The following is an 18,117-nucleotide window of genomic DNA, read 5'->3' as shown; positions in this document are numbered from 1 at the left end:
CTGAAAGGAACACGATGGGCCACTGGGAAACCGAACACGGGGAAATCATCCTCCCGTCCGCCGAATTCGCTGCCGCCCGCCAGGCTGCGCAGAAGGCAGAGCACGAGCACCAGAGCCGGGTCTTCGACGAGACCCAGTCGTTCTGGAAGGGGCTGACCCGCAAGGAGCAGACCGACCCGGCGGCCTACGAGGCTGCCCGGAGGAAGATGATCGACGCCCGCCGGCACGCGATCGACAGCGCACGTCGCAGCTGGGGTTCCCGGTCCATCACCCCTCACGCCGAACAGCTCGTCGACGATCTGGACACCCGGCTGACCTTGTACCGAGGCCAGCCGCCGGCAAGGGTCCTCAAATCCGACATTCCGTTCCCGACCAACCGGACCACAGAGTTCCCGGCCGGGGAAGGAAGCATCACCTTCGACAAGGACTCCAACAAGGTCAGCTTCGACACCGGCCAGTACCGGGACGTCATCGCGAAGGCGCGCAACTCCCCCGCCGGTACTGCCCTGTTCGCCAAGCTCCAAACGGTCAAATGGACCCGCGGCACCGGCGGGATCTTCCACGGCGACAACGAGCTCAACGATGAGGAAACGGACCGGGGCCAATACGTCACGACGGCGTACGGACCGATCGGTGCCGCACAGGAGCCTTCGCACTGTCAGGAGTACACCGACTCGAAGGGAAACCGCGTCACCCGCGCCGAGCTGTCCAAGCTGCAGCAGGAGCTGTGGGATGCGCAGCGGAAGATCCAGAACCGGATGACCAAGGCAACGGCCGCCGCGGGCCGTGGCAAGACTACCGCAGCGTCCAACAGAGGCAGCTTCGCCTCCTACCAGCACGCCGAACCGACGTTCCGGTTGTAGCCCCAGGCACAGAAAAGCCCCGGACCTCGTGGTCCGGGGCTTCGTCGTGTCTACCGCTCGATGGTGACGCTGAGATCCAAGAGGATGTCTTCTTTGGCGAGCCGGTCCTGAAGGTACCGGGCAAGGCCAGCATCCGTGGCCGTGTGGGCACCTTTCGGAACGGCGCCGCGGAAAACGGCCTGGGTGTTCGTTGACTTCAGGACATCCAGGGGAGCCCAATGGCGGTGGGCTGAACTGAGCCGCTCGATGTCCGTGCGGAAGACCGGCCGGCGGTCTTCACGGGCTGAGGCGTGCATGGTGAACGGGATAAAAGCTGTAGGCAAGGGGTCCTTTCGAAGGGTGCTCAGTGACTTGAGGCCCACCATCAACAAGGCAATTTCGAGCCGCCCTATTCCCGGGAGAGGCCGAGAGCTACAGCACGGGTTAGCCCTTGAAGTCTTTCCTGACCAGTTCCATTTCCTGGTAATCACCATGGCGCCCGGTCCGGGGGATGATGCTCGAAATCTCCCATCCGAGGGCGATGGCTTCGGCGTGCAGCTCGGCCAGGACAGCGCCACTTTCGTCCTGGATGATCGCTTCGTCGTACTCCGCGGCGCCTTCCAGATTCGTCGTGCCTGACCACCCGGGCTCGTAGGGACCGAACTTCTCTCTGAACCGAATTTTGCCTGCCTGTGGGCCAATGAACAGTGAGTCACCCCAGGGGAAGGTCGAAAATGGCACGAATTCGGACGGCTGCATAGTCTCGAGCAGCGGCTCCAGGATAGTTCGCCAGTCCTCTTTGGGTGCCCCCTGGAGGTCGAGGTGGCGGATGAACCGGGGGAACTCCCACTTCATGCTTCGGGCCAAGTAGCGGCCGTCGACGATGGCCAGATCAGCGACCTCCCCGTCCTCCAGCGTCCACTTCGTCCTGTGGACCCGGTACTGGTACTCGTCCTCCCGGATGGCTCCCAGCCGGGACTTCTTCCGCGGTGCCTGCGGCTTGCGGGTGATGGTCCGGACCTTGCCGGGCCGGCCGGCGACAGCGTCGCGCACGGCATCTGCCAATGCGGTACCAGCGGCTACCGTGTAGCTCCCGGACTCCGAGACGACATCCCACTCCCCTATCGCCTCCAACCCGCCCAGACGGGCCCGCACGACCTTCCAACCCGCGTCCGCCAGCAAGGCGTTCCGTGTCCGGTCCTGGTCCTCCCGGCCCTCGTGGGTTCTCTCAGGGTCGACCTCAATGCAAACCCTGGCGTCAGTAACAACGAAGTCAGGGGTCAAAACGGGGTATCTGGTTCGGGCCTTGTCGTACCCGCACTGGATCCCGAGCCGCTCCTCGTGGAGGCTGATGCCCGCCGTGATCAGGGCGGCCCGGAACTTCTCCTCCAGCTTCGAGGACTCGGAGTTGCCAGGCGCCAGGTCCCCGATGGGCGTGGAAGGCTCTGGCGGTGTCCACGGCTTCTTGGCGACGATTTTGGGCACTGCTCCCCCTCCAGGATTCCGATGCTCCTCAGGGCAATCTACCGGCCCGGGGAGCTTGTCACGATGAGCGTCCGGTGGTCGGCAGCCCGTTGACGTGCACGATGATGACCTGTACGTCTTTGGCGCCGTCGTAGCGTAGGTCATAAGTGACCTGCAACCCGGTCGAGGTGCCCGGGGCGATGGCGAATTCGGTCTTATCCTCCGGGTCTCTGGAGATCGATTCGATCACCATCTCTGCCGATTCGTGGTCGATCCCGTAGCGGTCCACCCCGTCACGGATCAGGGCGAAGTAGTCGTCCCGGCTGCCGGCGGTGAGGAAGTAGGTGACCTCACTGAAGTCGGCCCGTTTATTCAAACCGTTCAGGCGGAGGCGATCCGTTCGTGCAGTGATGTCTGTGTATGGCGCTTCAATGACGAGGTCCATGAGCCCATCGCTAATGTGGACATCCGGGGCCTCAGGGGATCCGTCCTCCAAGCCAACGCCCGACTTCCGCAGGTACCCCGTCGTCATGTCCAGACGCGCCGACTTTGAGGCCTTGATCTTCTCGATGCCGGCTTCGTCCAGTGTCGAGAAGATCTTCGCCCCGGCTGGCGGATTGCTGGTGACCGTTGGAGTGGCGCCGCCGAACGGTACGACGCAGCCCGTCAGCAGCAACGGCACGGCAAACAGTACGGTGGCAAGGCGCTTCATCGGAATCCCCCAATTGATGAGCAGGTGTCTCTACAGGTTATCGGAGCGGGCTACTCGGGATCGCTGACGAACATCGGGTGTGAGTGGCCCGGCTCCGTGGTGTGCTCGTAGCGTTCCCAGCCCAGGGAACCCCAGAACTCGTCGGCGCCTGCGGAGAAGGCCACCAGCGGCGTGCCCCCGTAGCGGTCTGCGATCAGCTGAACGGCATCGGTTCCAAGACCCCGGCGGCGGTGGTCCTCCGAGACCTCGAAGAAGTGGATGACGGCGTATGGTCCGGGGTGCCCCGGTTGCTCGTACCCCGCGTTGAGGGCGTCCTGGAGTTCGATCTCCACCCGGACCACTTCGTTCTGGCCGTCAAAGAAGGCGTAGAAATGCTGGCTGGGCTCGAAACCGTAGATCGTATCCTCCCACCAGTCGGCGGAGAAGTCGTCCGATTCGCTGAACGGCTTGTAGATGACGTTGCCAGAGGGGTCTGGCTTCAGTTTGATGAGGGTCAGAACTACCATTGCGCCACCACTCTTCTCGCCGGCGACCAAGAGGCTCCGCGACTGACTCGCGTGACAACCTCAGTGACCCCGTTCGCTATCCGCATGCTCCGAATTCTCCGACCTGGATACAGGCCGCCGCCGTGATTTACGCCGAGGCAGGAACAAACGCACTCGTCCAGCACCGCATTCAGGCAGCTGTCATTGCATCTCTGTTTCTCCTCGAACTGAAGGTAGACATCCACGAACCCGCACTGGTCCGCAACTTCGTCCACCGCCAAGGCCAGATGATTCCGACCGATGGTCCAGACGTTGTTCGGCTGGATCAGTTGGGGACGCAAGCTAGCTCCGGTGCCAAAGCCCGACTTTATCCAGTCTCGGTTATGCGCTCCGCTCGCTTTGAAGGGGAGCCAGAGCCGGACTCTGCCCTTGGTCGGGCGGAGAATCGTGGGAACTTTACCGCGCACACTCTCATTGGCGGCAGTCCCAGGGCCGAACACCTCAATGCTCATGCCCGTGCCACCAGGAATCGCCGGTCCGGGCGGACAAGGCGGGTGCGTTCGATACCGTACTTGGTGGAGAACGTCACGGCCAACATGCCGTGCTCGGCGGGCCTGATGTCCGTGGCGACGAAGACCTCGCGCTCCGGGCTGTGGGACCACCAGCGGACGTCCACGGCTTCAAGGACGGTATTGACCGGCATTTCGTCGGCTCGGACGGTGCCTTCGGTCGGAAGGGATGCTGCACGGGTGGAAAGGTAAGCATCGACGAGGGTGGCGACCAGTTCCCGCTTCTCGCGCTCGTGGCGCTCAACGCCTGCGAAGGCGAAGGCGCGCTCCAAGTTCGGCACCGCGTCCGCGTACTCTGCAAAGGAGTTCAGACGCTCCGGCGCGTACTTGCCGAAGATGCCGGAGAGGTCGTCGATGAAGCGCTTGGCCGCCAGGGCCGGCCGAGTATCAGGGTTCTCCACGACGATGCCACCGCCCGGGACGAAATACGCCCTGTAGCCCAGCTCGAGCATCTGGTCGGTGTCGTTATTGAACTCGAAGAGACCCCCGGTGAAGTCGTAGAACTCCCCGCCCTCGATCTCGATGCGGTCGATGAAATCAGCTTGGTCCCAAGTGTGCTCGTCCTCAGGCCGGACCCAAACACCGTTCTTCTCCCAGTGGAGCTGCGACTGCGTACGGCCGCGCTCAAACAGGTCAATGACCGATTCGCGGGGCAGTGCGAAGTGATCTGCAAGGGCGGGTACGGGCAGCTTGTCGTCAAAGCTCAACCAGATGATGGGTTCCATGGGGACTATGTGTGCGGAGGGAACGATGCGGCTCACCCAGCCTCGGGCGCACGAACGGACGCTCATCAAAGGGAGCTTTGCTCCTGCAGCATGGAAGACTTGACGGCTTCGAAGTGAAGACGTGCCGCCAGCTTTTCCTGTTCCATGCCTGGGCCTGCTGGTGTGACATCAAGAGTATGAATGGCGCCATTAATCAACAGGGCCTTTTCATCGATGCCAGCCCTATCGCAATACAAGGAGAAGCCTTTTGTAAGGGTTGCTGTGGCTGCTTCAACGAGGTGCGTTATCTCCGCAAGCTTCGGCTCCCGCATGCTGGTCTCGACACCCTGCCGGTTTGGACCTTCAGGTGTCTGATACGAGTGCTTAGTGATCCACCTCCGCCCATGGGCGGCCCCACTGGCACTCCGCCAGAGTCTTTCCCACCCGCGCGGATCTCTGTCCTGCAGATCGGCGCTGTACTCAATGAATGGCAGATACGTCATCCGTCCGCCGAGAGACTTCCTAGAGTAATTGGGGCTTGCGCCGGAAAGCAGGGTTGTAGCCTTCTCGCGAGCATCTCCGGCGCCAGCGCTATCACCGGCGATAGTTAGGGCTCGTTCTTCCTCACCCAAATCCCATAGGACGAGCCTGAAATGCCTGAGGAGTCTTTCGCTGCTGTCGTCTGGACCAAGGGCCCAGACTGCTTGAGATGCCGCCTCCAACCCACACCGTCCCAAGGTCAATTGAGGCCGGAAATGATGTTCGACCACATCGGACTCGGATCGGGCAATCAACGGAACGACCAGGTCTGCCCATTGCGTGAGGTGCTCAGCGGAGGCCTTCAGGTATGAAAGGCCCCAGTCCGACGATTTCTCTTGGGGGTAGGCATCATCGTCTGATTGCAGCGCCGACAACGGGGACGGCCCTACCAGCCGGTGAATGGCGTGCTCAAGTCCGCGAATGCTGAATGCCAGGAAAGTCCATGTAGCCATGATGTCGTCGCTTACGACCAACACAGATTGGTCCAGAAGGACACCCTTCGCAGTCCTAGGCCCCTCCGCCGGACCTCCCATCAGTAGCTACCTCCGTATTCCTCGAAGAGCGCCGCGATTCCCTCTCCCCCGGAAGCGGCCGCGATCTTGTTCTCCAGAACGGTGTTCGCACGGCCGGTGAGCTCCAGCGACTTCAGCGCGCCCGCCTTGTTCCTGATGACCGCGGTGACCCGGCGGAAGGCACCCGGGTGCTGGCGGGCAAACCGGGACAGTGCCGCCCACTTGCCGGGGGTATCGCCGAGACTGTGGTTGTGCGGGTCCACAATGTCCACCACGATGTCGCCGTCGACGCGGTGGAAGAACAGGAAGTCCGGGTACAGGGACTTGTCGACGCCGCCCTCGGTGTAGGAGACGGAGAGCCCCCCGGCACCGGCCGGGTTGCGGTACCAGCCGATCAGACTGGACTGGGCCAGTTCCTTCTCGATGACTTCCCTCTCCCAGCCTGTGGCGGCCATCGGGAAGTCGCCCTGGCCGTCGGCGAACAGGTGACCGTTGAACGCCTCGATCGCTTCGATGGTTTCGACGCTCTTCCCAGCGCCGTCCTTGACGGCGGCGATTTTCTGGGTGCGGGTGCGGACCTTCTCCGGCAGGCGGAATTCACCGGCGATCGGGACACCGTGAGGGTGCCAGATCGCGTCGAGCTCTTCGCGGTCCTTGGTGTCCAGACGGGACACAGCAGGGTTGAGTTGCTGGCGCCAGGAGTCGATCAGCGCCGAAGCGGAGGATTCCAGCGTGCGGATGACCTCTTCGTGGACAGACAAGGCCGAGAGGCGCACAACGGCTTCCTCGTGGTCCTGCAGCTGCAAGTACAGCGCGTCGTAGAGCCAGGAGCCGGCGGCGTCCGGCATCCGGTTCACGGCCTTGTCCTTGAGCTCGCGCAGGTTGGTCGCCGACGTGCGGACGACGTGGGAAGTGACGGTGGCCTGCGTGCCGCTGTACTGGTCGTAACCTACCCGGTCGTACGTGACCTCCAGGAGGCCCTGGGCGTCTTCGTCGATGGCTGACTGCAGCCGGGCGTACTCAGCCAGCAGGATCGCCTTCACCCGGGCTTCCACCTCGTCGGTGAGAAGCACCGCGGGGTTGGCCGGGTTGGCGACCTTGAGGCTGTCCAGCCGCGTGCCCAGAGCTGCCAGGCGGGCCGTCTCGGACGGGTAGGTGCGCTTGGGTTTGATCTCCTTCGGCAACACCATCTCCCAGAGCGCGTCCGGAATGCCCGGAACGCGAGGGAAGTCGACCGGGTTGATGGCGACAGCCACCTCTACATCGGCGCCGTCCACGAAGGACTTCACGACGGTGGCGACTTCGGCTTTGTCGTAGTGGGGCAGGTAGAGCGAAACCGTGTTCAGCTCATCCAGGTCCTCCGTCTCGATCCGACCTGCGACCGGGGTGCGGACCATGCGGCCGATCAGTTGGGCGATGGAGGTGTGCTCCTTGGCAGGGCGAAGCGAGACCATGACCTCAGCGCGCGGGCAGTCCCAGCCGGTCGTCAGCGCCGTCTTGAACAGCACGACGCGGATGTGACCATTCTCTTGGATGTTCTGCGGGGCGACGTACGGGATCATCCGGCCATCGGGGAGATCCAGGTGCTTCTTCTCGCCGAACGAGTGGACGATGACTGGCTTGGCGCCCGTGGTGTGCTGCAGGCCAGCAGGCCACTCGTCGGTGATCGAAATGACGAGTTGCTGGATGGCCTTCTCGCTTACCTTGTCGGGCAGCTGGACGACCATGAGCGGTTTGACGTTGTGGAGCCCGTTGGAGGCGCCGTTCTCGGCGTCCCACAGGTTCGTGTACCGGACCAGGTCCCGGACGGCGGCACGCAGCAGCGTGTCGTCGGTGGGCTGGTTGTCGGTCGGGTGGTTGACCTGGATAAGGTCCTTGATGAGGCCGGAGGCCCGGACCTTTTCGGTGTCAGCGGCGACCTTGAACAAGGTCCGGTCGGCGGTGTTGGCAGACATCGCTTCCTCGAACTTCTTCGGGGTAGCCGAGATGCCGAGCATGATGCCGGCCGGGTCGTTGACGATGGTCCGGGTGTTGCCGGAGCCGTCCTTGATCTCGATGGGGCCGCCGTCCAAGACGGTGCGCATGATGGTCTTCTTCTCTCCGGCGGTAACCGAGGAACCGCGGTGAGCCTCGTCCACGATGAGCAGGAAGTCCCGGTTGTACTTCCGGACCGTGTTGCCGATCGTTTCCCACAGCGACCACCGGCGCGAGTCCCCGGTGTTGACGTGGGAAGTGGCGCCGGAAGCCAGGCGCTGGATGTTCAAGAAGTGGATCTTGCCCTGTTCCAGTGTCTCGCGGTCATAGGTCGCGTCGAGCGTCTCGATCTGGGACGGCTGGATGAGCGAGGAGGCCTTCAGGATCTTGTCCTTGGACTGCTCGTTCAACGCCGGGTCATCGGTCAGCCAGAGTACCGTGAGGTACTTATTCGGGGACTGCGTGCCGCCGCCGAAGAGCAGCTTCTCCAGGACAGCGGTTGCGATGACGGTCTTGCCCGCACCCGTCGGAGCGGTCAGGCCCACGGCGGAGCGTGCGCCGTCGTTATCGAACATTCCGACGGCGGCGTTGAGGCGCTGGACCACAGTGTTTGTGACGTCGCGCTGGTAGTCCGTGAGGGAGAATTTCAACGGAAGTCCTGTTCGATGAAGGGAAACAGTGGATGTGGTCCGCTGAATGCGATTCCTTCGCGCAGCGATTCATTTAGGGACAGACCATATTGGTCTACGGCGACTCGCATCTCGACGGACAGCCGGGAGAAAAATTCCTTTGCCCACGCTTCCGGCATGCTCGTTACATATGCGCCCACCTTGGACGAAAACGTGGCCACCACTCTTCGAGGGAGCGCATCTGGGTCGCGAGGGGTCCCGATCAAAGAGCTGGTGTTTACCTTCTCCGCAATTCGAGTGAGGTCGATTACCAGATCTGATTCATGCACCCGAACTGGTTCGAATTCGGACTTTTGCCGACGGTGAGGTAACACCTCACCCACCATGCTTGCCGAGGGGCGTTCGATGAACATCGGCGTAAGAGCCTCGATGACGTCGTACTCGTACAGCCACGGCGTATAGGAGTAGCCGATCTCGTCAACTTCGGAGAAAAGGACATCGGGGGCCCCGTTGATTCTGAGGATGATCTTCGGAGTGGGCGCTGTGCCGCCAGCGCCGTTCGGCTGGTCGTGACGATTACCTGGCACCTTAACTAGTCCTTCCTGTTGACCTGGAATGCTTCCAGGTAGCTGCCGTAAATCCGCTCGACAGTGATTCCGCCGGGGAAGTGTGTTGCCGCCTCGTCGCCTTGGGCTTCGGAGTCCGTGACGATGAAGAGGTGGGAAATCGTGTGTTCCGTGACGTGCAGCTTCTCGGCCAGCGCCTTGGCTCGTCCCGGGGTGAACAGCACAGCGGTCCGGCCGGATTCTGAGAGCGCGAAGCCGTCAGCCTTAGCACCGGGTGTGAGTTCGACGGTGCCGCCGACGCCGCCGGCCTTGAGCCAGAACAGTCCTGCCAGGTCGTTGAAGGCGTGGCCGGTGACGATCTCGGGCTCGTCCAGGTAGGTCAGCTCGAAGAACGCCACATTCGCCGCCAGACCCTCGGAGTAGATGGACCCGTCCTCTCGGACGCCAGTGACGACCGTTTCGAGTCGCGGCTTGGTGACGTGGTGGAAGACGCCCAGGGCTTCATACTCGTCGTCGCCCGGCTTGTGGCCGGCCTTGCGCAGCTTCGTGTCGTCGGCCTTGGACAGCTCGTTGTTCGTCACCAGGATCGTCTGGCGGGTGCCGCCGTCCTCGGCATTCAGCCGGATAACGGCTTCCGCCGTGGTGCCCGAGCCACCAAAGAAGTCCAGAACGACAGCGTCTTTCGGTGCGATGAGTCCAATCCATCGCGACAGAACAGTCCGGTCTTTCGGGAACGGAAAGCGCTTGTCGCCCAAAACCTCAGCAAGGTCGCGGGCAGCCACGTTTCGGTCCCGTTGAAAAACGGATTCCGCCACTTGACTGTCCATGTCCTCAAGCCGAGTCAAACCTGATGGCTGTGTTGTGTGGTCTGGTCCGAAGTAGATGCGACCGGATGCGATCTCCTCAGCCATTCGGGATGGATCAGCGAACATCCAGCCCCTTGACGGCACGACGCACGGCTCGCCGGTGACGGGGTGGAGGACGTCGTATCTGGGTCCCCCTCCGCCTGGCCATGAAATGTTGCCGTCCGTCCGGATGGGCCGTCCGGAACTGTCCAGAGTCGTGAAGCGCGTGACCGCATCCGTCGCAGCTCCAGACGCTTTGAACTTTTTCATCCAGGCACGCCATTGCTTCGTGGCCTCAGCGTGATCCCGACCTGCGGCGGTCCAGATTGACGCCGCCGCTTCCAGCGCCTCGATGACGCCCGGTTTGAGCTCCCGCCACCTGACATCTTGAGAGACGAGCGTTTCACGACTTCTGGCATACACGAGCATGTAGTCCGCGCTATTCGAAATGAACCTGGAGTCATTCTTCCGGCCGCCACTCCAGACCACACTCGAGATGAAGTTCTCCTCACCGATAATCTGGTCGCTGAGGGACCTGAGTCGGTGGTGCTCATCGTCCCCGATGGCCATCACGATGACGCCGGTCGGCTTGAGGAGAGTCTTCGCGATGAGAAGTCGCTTTTCCATGAAGGAGAGCCATTTCGAGTGCCGGTAGCCGTCCTTGGAGTCGACGTAGCGGTCGTTGTACTTCCAGTCGGCGTTGCCGGTGTTGTAAGGCGGATCGATGTAGATCAGGTCGATCTTGCCGGCGTGCGTGTACTGGAGGGCTTCGAGGGCGTGATAGTTCTCGCCGTTGATGACCGTGTGGACAGGGGCGTCTGGGTCTCCGTTGCGGATCTCGGAGAGCTTTCGCAGGCCCGGGTAGCCGATGTCGCCGAATTCCTTGGCTACGGTCAGGCTCTCGATGGGGTGGATCGCTTCGTTGCCCTCGGCGTCGACGAGCAGGGCTGTCGATTCGTCCCGGTTGAGCTTGTGGACCCGGTAGAACGCGGAGTCCTTGTTGGGCTTGCCGTTGACCGTGCTGATGACGACCTTGGAGCCGCGCTTCACAGCGTGCTTGGGCAGCCGAATGCCTTCGGGGTGGTGGCGTTCGAAGACGAGCCCGAACTGTCGCTGCATCCCGCCGATCTCGCGGGCCAGGTTCTCGCGAAGCACCGGGTCGGCGATCTCGACAAGGTACCGATCCAAGCTGGAGGTGGTCTCGGCACCTGCAGGCACGGAGGCGATTTGTTGGGCGGTCATTCCCGCCATGTGTGCGGCGCTAAGCGCTTCGCTCTCCGCTGTGTTCGTCTGGATGCTCACACCAGGAAACATGCGTAGACATCGGACCTGCGGGCGTGTCTGAATGCATCAGGGCTGGCTCCGCCCGGGCGGCGATCGCTCGAACTTTCAAGGGCATTCCGATCTTCAATGCCAGGGGCTCCATCTTGCTCCTCAGGTCGTTGCCCGCGCTGGGCACCTGACATGCGTGCGGAGTGGGCGAAAACCCTGCACCGCAGCCATGCCGGCGTGGTGAAATCCGGGAAGAACACGGAAAATGCGCAAATGGTGGCATTTGAGACAAGAGCCGGGCCCTAAGACACAGGGACCCAGCTCTCACCCCCTTAGTAAGCCTCGATGAGTTCCAGCTGTGCGAACGCAATCCGCCCCATGGCATGGGTATCGAAGCGGTCTGAGTGTGAGAAAACAGTCCAGCGGTACTTACCGGGTGTGACGTCGAAGACGCTGTACTTTTCCAGCGCGTATGGGGCGTTCGCTGTGGCAACTTCCGGCCCGCCGTTGTCCAGCCAGTTCTGGTAGTCGGTGAGCATGGTCGCCCACAAGTCCGTGCAGATTTTCGCAACGACTTGCTCGTCGTCGTTGAATTCCGCGTCGTCGATCTCATCGTTCCAGGCGGGAGTAGCAACGTGAAGCAGGCCGTCGGGCCGCCGTGTGACGCTGGGACACGTGTTGCCGACGAAGGCGTACGCGACGTTGACCTCAGCCAGCTTCCTAGCCCAGGCGTCGAGGCCGTAGCCGTAGTTGATCGAGAGCGGGGGGTCGACGTCGAACTTCTTCACCGAGCAGAGGCTGTCGGCGGCGATCAGGCGGCCGGACGGGACTGTGATCTCGATGACGGTGTCGCCGAGGAATTCCGGCTGCTTGGCATAGAAATCTTCGTACCTGTCGGTCATGGCTGTTCTTCCTGGTTGAAGCGATGAATCCTTTACCGGGCATGTGTGCGGAGCGTGCGATCCCCTGCCCCATCGCCACCCAGAACGGGTAAGTTCTAGGCAGGACACGAGGAGCGCTCCATGGGCTACACGCACTACTTTCCTGGGCTGACTGCCACCGCCGAGGTGATCGCTGATGCCAGGAAAATCATCGCGGCATCCCCGGTGACGATCTGCGGCCCGAAAGGACAGGGGCTGCCGATCCTGGACGAAGCAGACGGCATCCGGTTGAACGGCTTCGAGGCCGCCGGCGAGGCGTACGATACGTTCCACCTGGGCGGAACCAAAGCGCCGCCGTACCCGGACATGTGGACCTTCTGCAAGACCGAGGAGAAGCCTTACGACGTCGTCGTAACCGCCATCCTGATCGCCGCGGCAGTGCGTTCCCTGAACACCTCCATGGGCACCGTCCGAAGCGACGGGCGATGGGACAACTGGGCTGCCGGCGTAGAGCTGTTCGAGAAGGCAGTGCGCCCACTGACCGAGGACGAGAGGATCGCCCTTGAGCTCGACGTCGAAAGCATGAGCCCGCGCAGCGAGCCCTCCGGGCCAGAGGCCTGATCTGCCTCTGTTACTACGCGGCCGCACACAGATTCAGCATGACAACCCTTCCTCACCGCCAGGCCAGAGGCATCCCGGGCGGCGGCCAGTTCGCTGCCGTCACGCACGCCGAGCCTGACCTCTCCCTCGCACCGCAACGCGAAGACCTGCCGCCCCAGAAGCCTTGGACTGAGAAGAGAATCCGGGAAGCAGCCGCAGCCCGCTACGTCGCCGCGCAAGGGCTCAAGAAGGAGATGGCCGCCGCCGCTTCCGTTCTGAACGTGAAGAAGCGCGCCGCTGACCAGGAGTTCTTCGACTGGGACACCGACTTCGCCGCCGGTTCACTTCGAGGGCGCCTGCGACGGATGTACCTCAAGGACCGGGCCACTCTGCGGGAGATGTTCAGCGAGGACCCGGAGTACCGCTACAACCGCGGATACACGCACAAGCCACTGGCGCCGCTCCGGGAAAGCGCCCAGTTGCTGATCAGCAGGGCGTTGAACGGAATCGCGGAGCGGACCGGGGGCGACTCGGAGTGGTTCATCAGGTTGTAGCGGCGCCGGGGAAACGAAGAGTCCGCACCAGTAGCTGATGCGGACACCCGTGGTGCGGTCAGGTCAGGACTTCGTCCTAGGGCTTTGCGGGAGCGCCGTATTCAACCTTGGGGGTTCCGTCCTTGGCGATGGTGATCCGGCCGCCCTGGTAGTCCTGGGCGGTGTTGCCATCGGCGGTGACGTAGTTGTCGGTGGTCGGGTAGCCGAGCTTGCCGTGTTCGAATCCGGTGGCGGCCCAGACTTCACGGGTCTTCCCGACGGAGAGCCGTACCCCGACCACTGGGTTTGAGATCAGAGCACCCTTCTGGAAGTTCTGGTAGGAACCGCCGTCCTTCAGACCGTTGACCCGGATCGAGGTCGGGAAACCAAGGATGCTCATGCCTTGGATCTCGTTGTACTTCTTCGTGTAGTCGGCAAGAAGTGCGTACGCGGACGTGGATGGGGACCAGAAGATGGTTCCGGCCTGGTAGGTCTGGTAGACGCCGCTGTTCACGCCGAGCTCTTCGGACGTGGGGTAGCCCAGGGGCCCGTTCTCAAACCCCTGCTGGGCCCAGGCGTTACGGGTTGCCCCATAGGAGATGTGGGCGCCGGAGGTCGGGGACCACATGATGACGCCCTTCTCGAAGCCCTGCCATGTACCGCCATCCTTGATGGAGTAGGCGGCGGTGGTCGCTGTGCCCAGCCACTGGTTGGCCTTGTACTTTTCGGCAGTGGCTCCGGTGACCGGGAAGACGCCCCAGCGGCCGGCCGTGATCAGCCCGCCCTGGTAGTCCTGGGCGACGCCTCCGCTGACGGGGTATTCGTCGGTGGTGAGGTAACCCATTTTTCCGTGTTCGAAACCGAGTGAAGCCCATACGTCCCGGATGGCTCCTATGGAGAGGTGCGCGCCGTATGCAGGGGTGTGAAGGATGGCCCCGCCTTGATAGTTCTGGTAGGAGCCACCTTCTTTCAGGCCGGTGACGACGTCGCTGGTCGGATAGCCCATGCGGCCGTTCTCGAAGCCGGTGGAAGCCCATTTGTCGCGGATGACGCCGGTGCTGATGGCTGCCCCGGATGCCGGGGAGAACATTATGGCGCCGCTCTGGAAGCCCTGCCAGGATCCACCGTCCCTGATTCCACGGACCTCATCGGTGGTCGGGTAGCCAAGCGGACCGTTTTCCGCTCCTTGTGCCCGCCATTTGCCGTTGATTCCGGCGGTGATGGCGTGGGTGCCTGTTGCCGGCGAGGAGAAGATTCCGCCGTTTTGGTAGGCCTGGTAGGAGCCGCCGTTCTTCAGGCCGGTGATCACGTCGCTGGTCGGGTAGCCAAGAGCACCGTTCTCGTACCCGGTTTCGGCCCACTTTTCGCGGATAGGACCCGGGGACGAAATCCGGGCGCCGGTGGCCGGGGAGTACATGATGACGCCGCCCTGGTACACCTGGTAGACCCCGCCGCCCCTGAGTCCGCCGACTTCGTCCGTTACCGGGTACCCGAGGACTCCGTTTTCGAACCCGAGGGACGCCCACTTATTCCGAGTGGCACCCCAGGAGAAGTGCGCACCGGTCTGCGGGGACCAGACAATCGCCCCTCCCTGGTAGTTCTGGTAGGCGCCGCCGTCCCTGAGTCCGCCGGTCTCGTTGGAGACGGGGCTGCCAAGCTGGCCTGCCGGGCCGCCGCCCTGGCTGTACTTCTCAGTGATGGCACCGAACGGGTCGGCTGAGTACGGGGTGAAGACGTCATCAACCGCACCCATGATGACCCGGTCTCCCGGACGGTTGGAGCGCAGGAACCTGGTGACGACGTCCAGACTGGTGGAGATGCATCCGGCCGAGGTGGTGCGGCCGGCGTGCAGGAAGATCGCGTAGGAGGCCCCTTGGACGGTGTCCATGTCGGGCCGGCGGTTGTAGTTGATGACCGCCGCCTGCTCGTAATACCCCTGGTTCATGTACGTGTAGAGGTTCTCGTCGGAGGGACCGCCCCGTCCCTCAAAATACTGGTTGTAGGTGGCGCCGTATTCGCCGCCCCAGCGGGAGTTCGGGTTGACCGTGTGGTAGCCCAGCGCGGTGCCGGGGTTGGAGCGGCCGAGCGCTTCGGTGACGCTGTAGGACCCGGTGGGCGACTTGAAGGTGTCCTCCCAGGTGAGTCCCGGAGGGGCGAAGCCCTTCAGGCCCGCATAGCCCCAGTCCTGCCATTCCTGGACGTAGCCGTTGCCGGAGCGGACGCAGCCCGTGATGGTGACCCTGTTCGATTCACGGGTCTCGGCGGTGGCGAACGTGACCCGGTTGGCACCGTGTCCGGAGTATTTGACCTGTCCCGCGGAGAGACGCTGACAGGGGTTGTAGACCTGGGGTGCGGCTTGGGCGCTGCTGGTGCCGACGAACACGCTTCCGAGGACTGTCATCACCGCCAAAGCGAGGGACAGTGGTTTTCTTTTCAGCACGGCTGCCTTTTCTTGTTGAGCATGGGGATCGCGGGTTCCTTTGAAACTCCGCCAGGAAGTTGCATGTCTTCCTTCTGGTTTGTGTGCGGCCCGCGCCCCGGGCGGCTGTGAGGAGAGCTACCGGCGGAGGACAGGGTAGAAACCGTTCCGGCCGTTGCCCACCTCAACCTTCGGTTCAGCCTTTTCATCTCTTCGGCGACCGGAGGCTGCGCTGCGCCGGCGGTTGGCTTCCTCCCAGGCCTTCCACTCCTCGGATGACTCGATCTCCTCGACCCGTTCGGTCAGGAACATCCGCATTCTGGGCCCGTTTCGGTACACCGGATTGGTCACCAGCTTGTCCGGATCCCCGAGGAACTTCTTGATCGCGGACGGAGTCCAGGCAGGGCTCCGGTCCGCCAGGGTCCCCGGGCCGAGCATCTCCCGCTTCCCGAAGGGCGGCGTGCCGGCACCGAGCCTGGTGTCGGCAGGAGCCAGGGACACTGACGGCTCGGCGTGTGAGGTGGCAGCGAACTGGCCGCCGGCGGAAACACCCCTGGGTTGCCGCGATCTGTTCGTCTCCATGCCCTGTTTGTGTGCGGCGTGGACTCGAGGAGGTCATGCGTCGCGGCGCTTCACCGAGATCATCGCACCGACCAATGCGGCCGCAGCCCAGGCAGCCACGACGAGGCCTCCCTGGTTTTGGGTCAGGGCGTCAGGCTGGGTGCGGATCGCAACCATCTCGATGCCCGCGGATGAGGGCAGGAAACGGCTGATGTCCATGAAGAGTTCGTTCTGGCCCGACAGGATGGCGAGCACGATCGGGGCGACGATGAGCAGCCCCAGGGTGGTCATGATGCCGCCGGCGCTGTTGCGCAGCAGTGTACCGATGCCCAGGCCGAGGATGGCGATCAGCGCCAGGTACGCTCCGGTGCTGAGGATGCTCGGCATGACACCGTCGGCGGTGATCGCGTAGTCCAGGCCTTTAGGTTCAAGGAGCGGCTGTGCCACGGCGTAGGAGATCAGTGCCGCCCCGGCTCCCACAATGAACGAGACGGCGGCGATGACGAGTGTCTTCGCCAGGATCGCTGTGAGGCGGCGCGGAACGACGGTGAGCGTGGTGGAGATCATCCTGGTGCCGTACTCGGAGCCGATCTGCATGACGGCCAGGGAGGCAATGAGGAACTGTGCGATCGCAATTCCTGACGCCGGGATGCCGCGTGCCTGCGCCCCGAGTTCCTCGGTGAGAGTCTCAGGCCCAGGGGCGGGACCGCCCGCTTGCCTGCCGACGTCCAGCAGCCCGTCAGCCATCGCCAGGACGGCGAACACGCTCAGCAACCCGATACCGACCATGCCCATCAGGGTGATGATGAGGATGACGTAACTGGAACGCAGCGAGGTCAGTTTGAGCCATTCGGCGTACACGGCCCGCAGAAAGTTCAGTCCGGGGTTCTCGTCCCGGCGCTCCGGGGCAGCGGCGCGGCGGCCGCGGCCTGCTGTGGTGGTGCTCATCGGGTTCCTTCCCCTGCTCCGGCCAGTGCGGCCGAGCGGTATTCAACGTCATCTCGGGTCAGCTCCATGTACGCCTCCTCGAGTGTGGCCCGCACGGGGATCAGCTCGTGGATCAGGGCGTCCTGCTCACGTGCGATCCAAGCGATCCGTCGGGGTTCGGCGCCGGTAACCTCCAGCTGGCCGGGTTCGATCTCCCGGAAGGAGATGCCTTCGGCTGCGAGGCCTGCCTGAAGAAGGTCGGCGCGGTCGCTGCGGACCATGGTCTTGTCCTGCCCGTGGGCGAGGATCTCGGCGACGGGCGCATCGGCAATAATCCGGCCGCGTCCGATGACGATCAGGTGGTCTGCGGTCTGGGACATCTCGCTCATCAGGTGCGACGACAGGAAGACCGCCCGGCCTTCAGAGGCGAGGTGGCGGGCCAGGTTGCGGACCCATTGGACACCCTCGGGGTCCAGTCCGTTCACCGGCTCGTCGAAGATGACGGTCTTGGGATCTCCGAGCAGGGCTGCCGCGATGCCGAGCCGCTGGCCCATGCCGAGGGAGAAGCCTTTGACGCGTTTTCTGGCGACGTCATTGATGCCGGTCATCGCCATGACTTCCTGGACGCGGCTGCGGCGGATACCGTGCGTGGCGGCCAGGACTGACAGATGCTTGGCGGCACTGCGGGCCGGGTGGACCGCCTTGGCGTCCAGCAGGGCGCCGACTTCACGCAGTGGGGCCCGGTGCTGGGCATACGGGCGGCCGTTGACCAGTACGTGGCCGGCGGTGGGCCGGTCCAGTCCCAGAATCATCCTCATCGTGGTGGATTTTCCGGCGCCGTTGGGGCCCAGGAATCCGGTCACCCGGCCTGGTTGAACGGTGAAGGTGATGCCGTCGACGGCGGTACGTTTTCCGTACCGCTTGCTCAGGCCGTGAGCCTCGATCATGGTGCAGCTTTCTTTCGGGGACGGGCGGACGTCATCGGTCCATGTGTGCGGAGCCGGACACAGCACTCCCCGCCCCCACAACCAGTAAACAGGCGTAGTCGCAGGTCAGCGCAATTTCGATTACCCGGTGCGCTG

Annotated in this window: 17 protein-coding genes; 3 read left to right on the top strand and 14 right to left on the bottom strand. The window is 63.3% G+C overall.

Annotation, left to right across the window (positions count from 1 at the left end; genetic code table 11):
- Positions 1-14 precede the first annotated feature (14 nt).
- On the top strand, positions 15-863 hold the full coding sequence (locus tag ACHL_RS20445; protein ID WP_012623019.1) for a hypothetical protein: 849 nt from the start codon (positions 15-17) through the stop codon (positions 861-863).
- 50 nt (positions 864-913) lie between these two features.
- On the opposite strand, the gene ACHL_RS20440 is transcribed toward ACHL_RS20445, so the two are convergent.
- From ACHL_RS20440 to ACHL_RS20395, 10 genes are all read right to left on the bottom strand, one after another.
- Positions 914-1,186 (bottom strand): hypothetical protein, encoded by a 273-nt coding sequence (locus ACHL_RS20440; RefSeq protein ID WP_043795152.1) that lies wholly within the window; start codon positions 1,184-1,186, stop codon positions 914-916.
- A 100-nt stretch (positions 1,187-1,286) separates the two neighbouring features.
- On the bottom strand, positions 1,287-2,327 hold the full coding sequence (locus ACHL_RS20435) for a DUF559 domain-containing protein (RefSeq protein WP_012623017.1): 1,041 nt from the start codon (positions 2,325-2,327) through the stop codon (positions 1,287-1,289).
- A gap of 58 nt (positions 2,328-2,385) precedes the next feature.
- Positions 2,386-3,018, bottom strand: coding sequence for a hypothetical protein (locus ACHL_RS20430; protein ID WP_012623016.1), 633 nt, complete (start codon positions 3,016-3,018; stop codon positions 2,386-2,388).
- A gap of 50 nt (positions 3,019-3,068) precedes the next feature.
- On the bottom strand, positions 3,069-3,524 hold the full coding sequence (locus ACHL_RS23540) for a GNAT family N-acetyltransferase (protein WP_012623015.1): 456 nt from the start codon (positions 3,522-3,524) through the stop codon (positions 3,069-3,071).
- Between the two features lie 487 nt (positions 3,525-4,011).
- Positions 4,012-4,797, bottom strand: coding sequence for a hypothetical protein (locus ACHL_RS20420; RefSeq protein WP_139187319.1), 786 nt, complete (start codon positions 4,795-4,797; stop codon positions 4,012-4,014).
- 65 nt (positions 4,798-4,862) lie between these two features.
- Positions 4,863-5,792, bottom strand: coding sequence for a hypothetical protein (locus ACHL_RS23535; protein ID WP_407681036.1), 930 nt, complete (start codon positions 5,790-5,792; stop codon positions 4,863-4,865).
- Between the two features lie 56 nt (positions 5,793-5,848).
- Entirely contained in the window at positions 5,849-8,452 is a 2,604-nt protein-coding gene (locus ACHL_RS20410) for a DEAD/DEAH box helicase (protein ID WP_012623012.1), read from the bottom strand.
- Positions 8,449-9,018 (bottom strand): hypothetical protein, encoded by a 570-nt coding sequence (locus tag ACHL_RS20405; RefSeq protein ID WP_012623011.1) that lies wholly within the window; start codon positions 9,016-9,018, stop codon positions 8,449-8,451. The genes ACHL_RS20410 and ACHL_RS20405 overlap by 4 nt, the downstream gene beginning before the upstream one ends.
- A gap of 5 nt (positions 9,019-9,023) precedes the next feature.
- On the bottom strand, positions 9,024-11,084 hold the full coding sequence (locus ACHL_RS20400; RefSeq protein WP_050767204.1) for a site-specific DNA-methyltransferase: 2,061 nt from the start codon (positions 11,082-11,084) through the stop codon (positions 9,024-9,026).
- Between the two features lie 362 nt (positions 11,085-11,446).
- Entirely contained in the window at positions 11,447-12,016 is a 570-nt protein-coding gene (locus tag ACHL_RS20395) for a hypothetical protein (RefSeq protein WP_012623009.1), read from the bottom strand.
- A gap of 120 nt (positions 12,017-12,136) precedes the next feature.
- On the opposite strand from ACHL_RS20395, the gene ACHL_RS20390 reads away from it, so the two are divergent.
- Both ACHL_RS20390 and ACHL_RS20385 read left to right on the top strand, forming a co-directional pair.
- Positions 12,137-12,616, top strand: coding sequence for a hypothetical protein (locus ACHL_RS20390; protein WP_012623008.1), 480 nt, complete (start codon positions 12,137-12,139; stop codon positions 12,614-12,616).
- Positions 12,617-12,654: 38 nt separating this feature from the next.
- Positions 12,655-13,149 carry a hypothetical protein gene (locus ACHL_RS20385; protein WP_012623007.1) on the top strand — a complete coding sequence of 165 codons (495 nt, stop codon included), beginning with the start codon at positions 12,655-12,657 and terminating at the stop codon, positions 13,147-13,149.
- A 76-nt stretch (positions 13,150-13,225) separates the two neighbouring features.
- Here the strand turns inward: ACHL_RS20385 and ACHL_RS23925 are convergent, their stop codons facing one another.
- From ACHL_RS23925 to ACHL_RS20365, 4 genes are all read right to left on the bottom strand, one after another.
- Entirely contained in the window at positions 13,226-15,568 is a 2,343-nt protein-coding gene (locus ACHL_RS23925) for a hypothetical protein (RefSeq protein WP_012623006.1), read from the bottom strand.
- A 117-nt stretch (positions 15,569-15,685) separates the two neighbouring features.
- Positions 15,686-16,129, bottom strand: a complete 444-nt coding sequence (locus tag ACHL_RS23530) for a hypothetical protein (RefSeq protein WP_012623005.1) — start codon at positions 16,127-16,129, stop codon at positions 15,686-15,688.
- A gap of 33 nt (positions 16,130-16,162) precedes the next feature.
- The gene (locus tag ACHL_RS20370) at positions 16,163-17,056 is read right to left on the bottom strand and encodes an ABC transporter permease (RefSeq protein WP_012623004.1); all 894 of its coding nucleotides are present in this window, start codon (positions 17,054-17,056) and stop codon (positions 16,163-16,165) included.
- Positions 17,053-17,982, bottom strand: coding sequence for an ABC transporter ATP-binding protein (locus ACHL_RS20365; protein WP_012623003.1), 930 nt, complete (start codon positions 17,980-17,982; stop codon positions 17,053-17,055). Before ACHL_RS20365 ends, ACHL_RS20370 begins: the two co-directional genes overlap by 4 nt.
- Positions 17,983-18,117 lie beyond the last annotated feature (135 nt).

Source organism: Pseudarthrobacter chlorophenolicus A6 (assembly GCF_000022025.1).
GTDB lineage: Bacteria > Actinomycetota > Actinomycetes > Actinomycetales > Micrococcaceae > Arthrobacter > Arthrobacter chlorophenolicus.
This window is presented reverse-complemented; position numbering and strand designations above follow the sequence as displayed.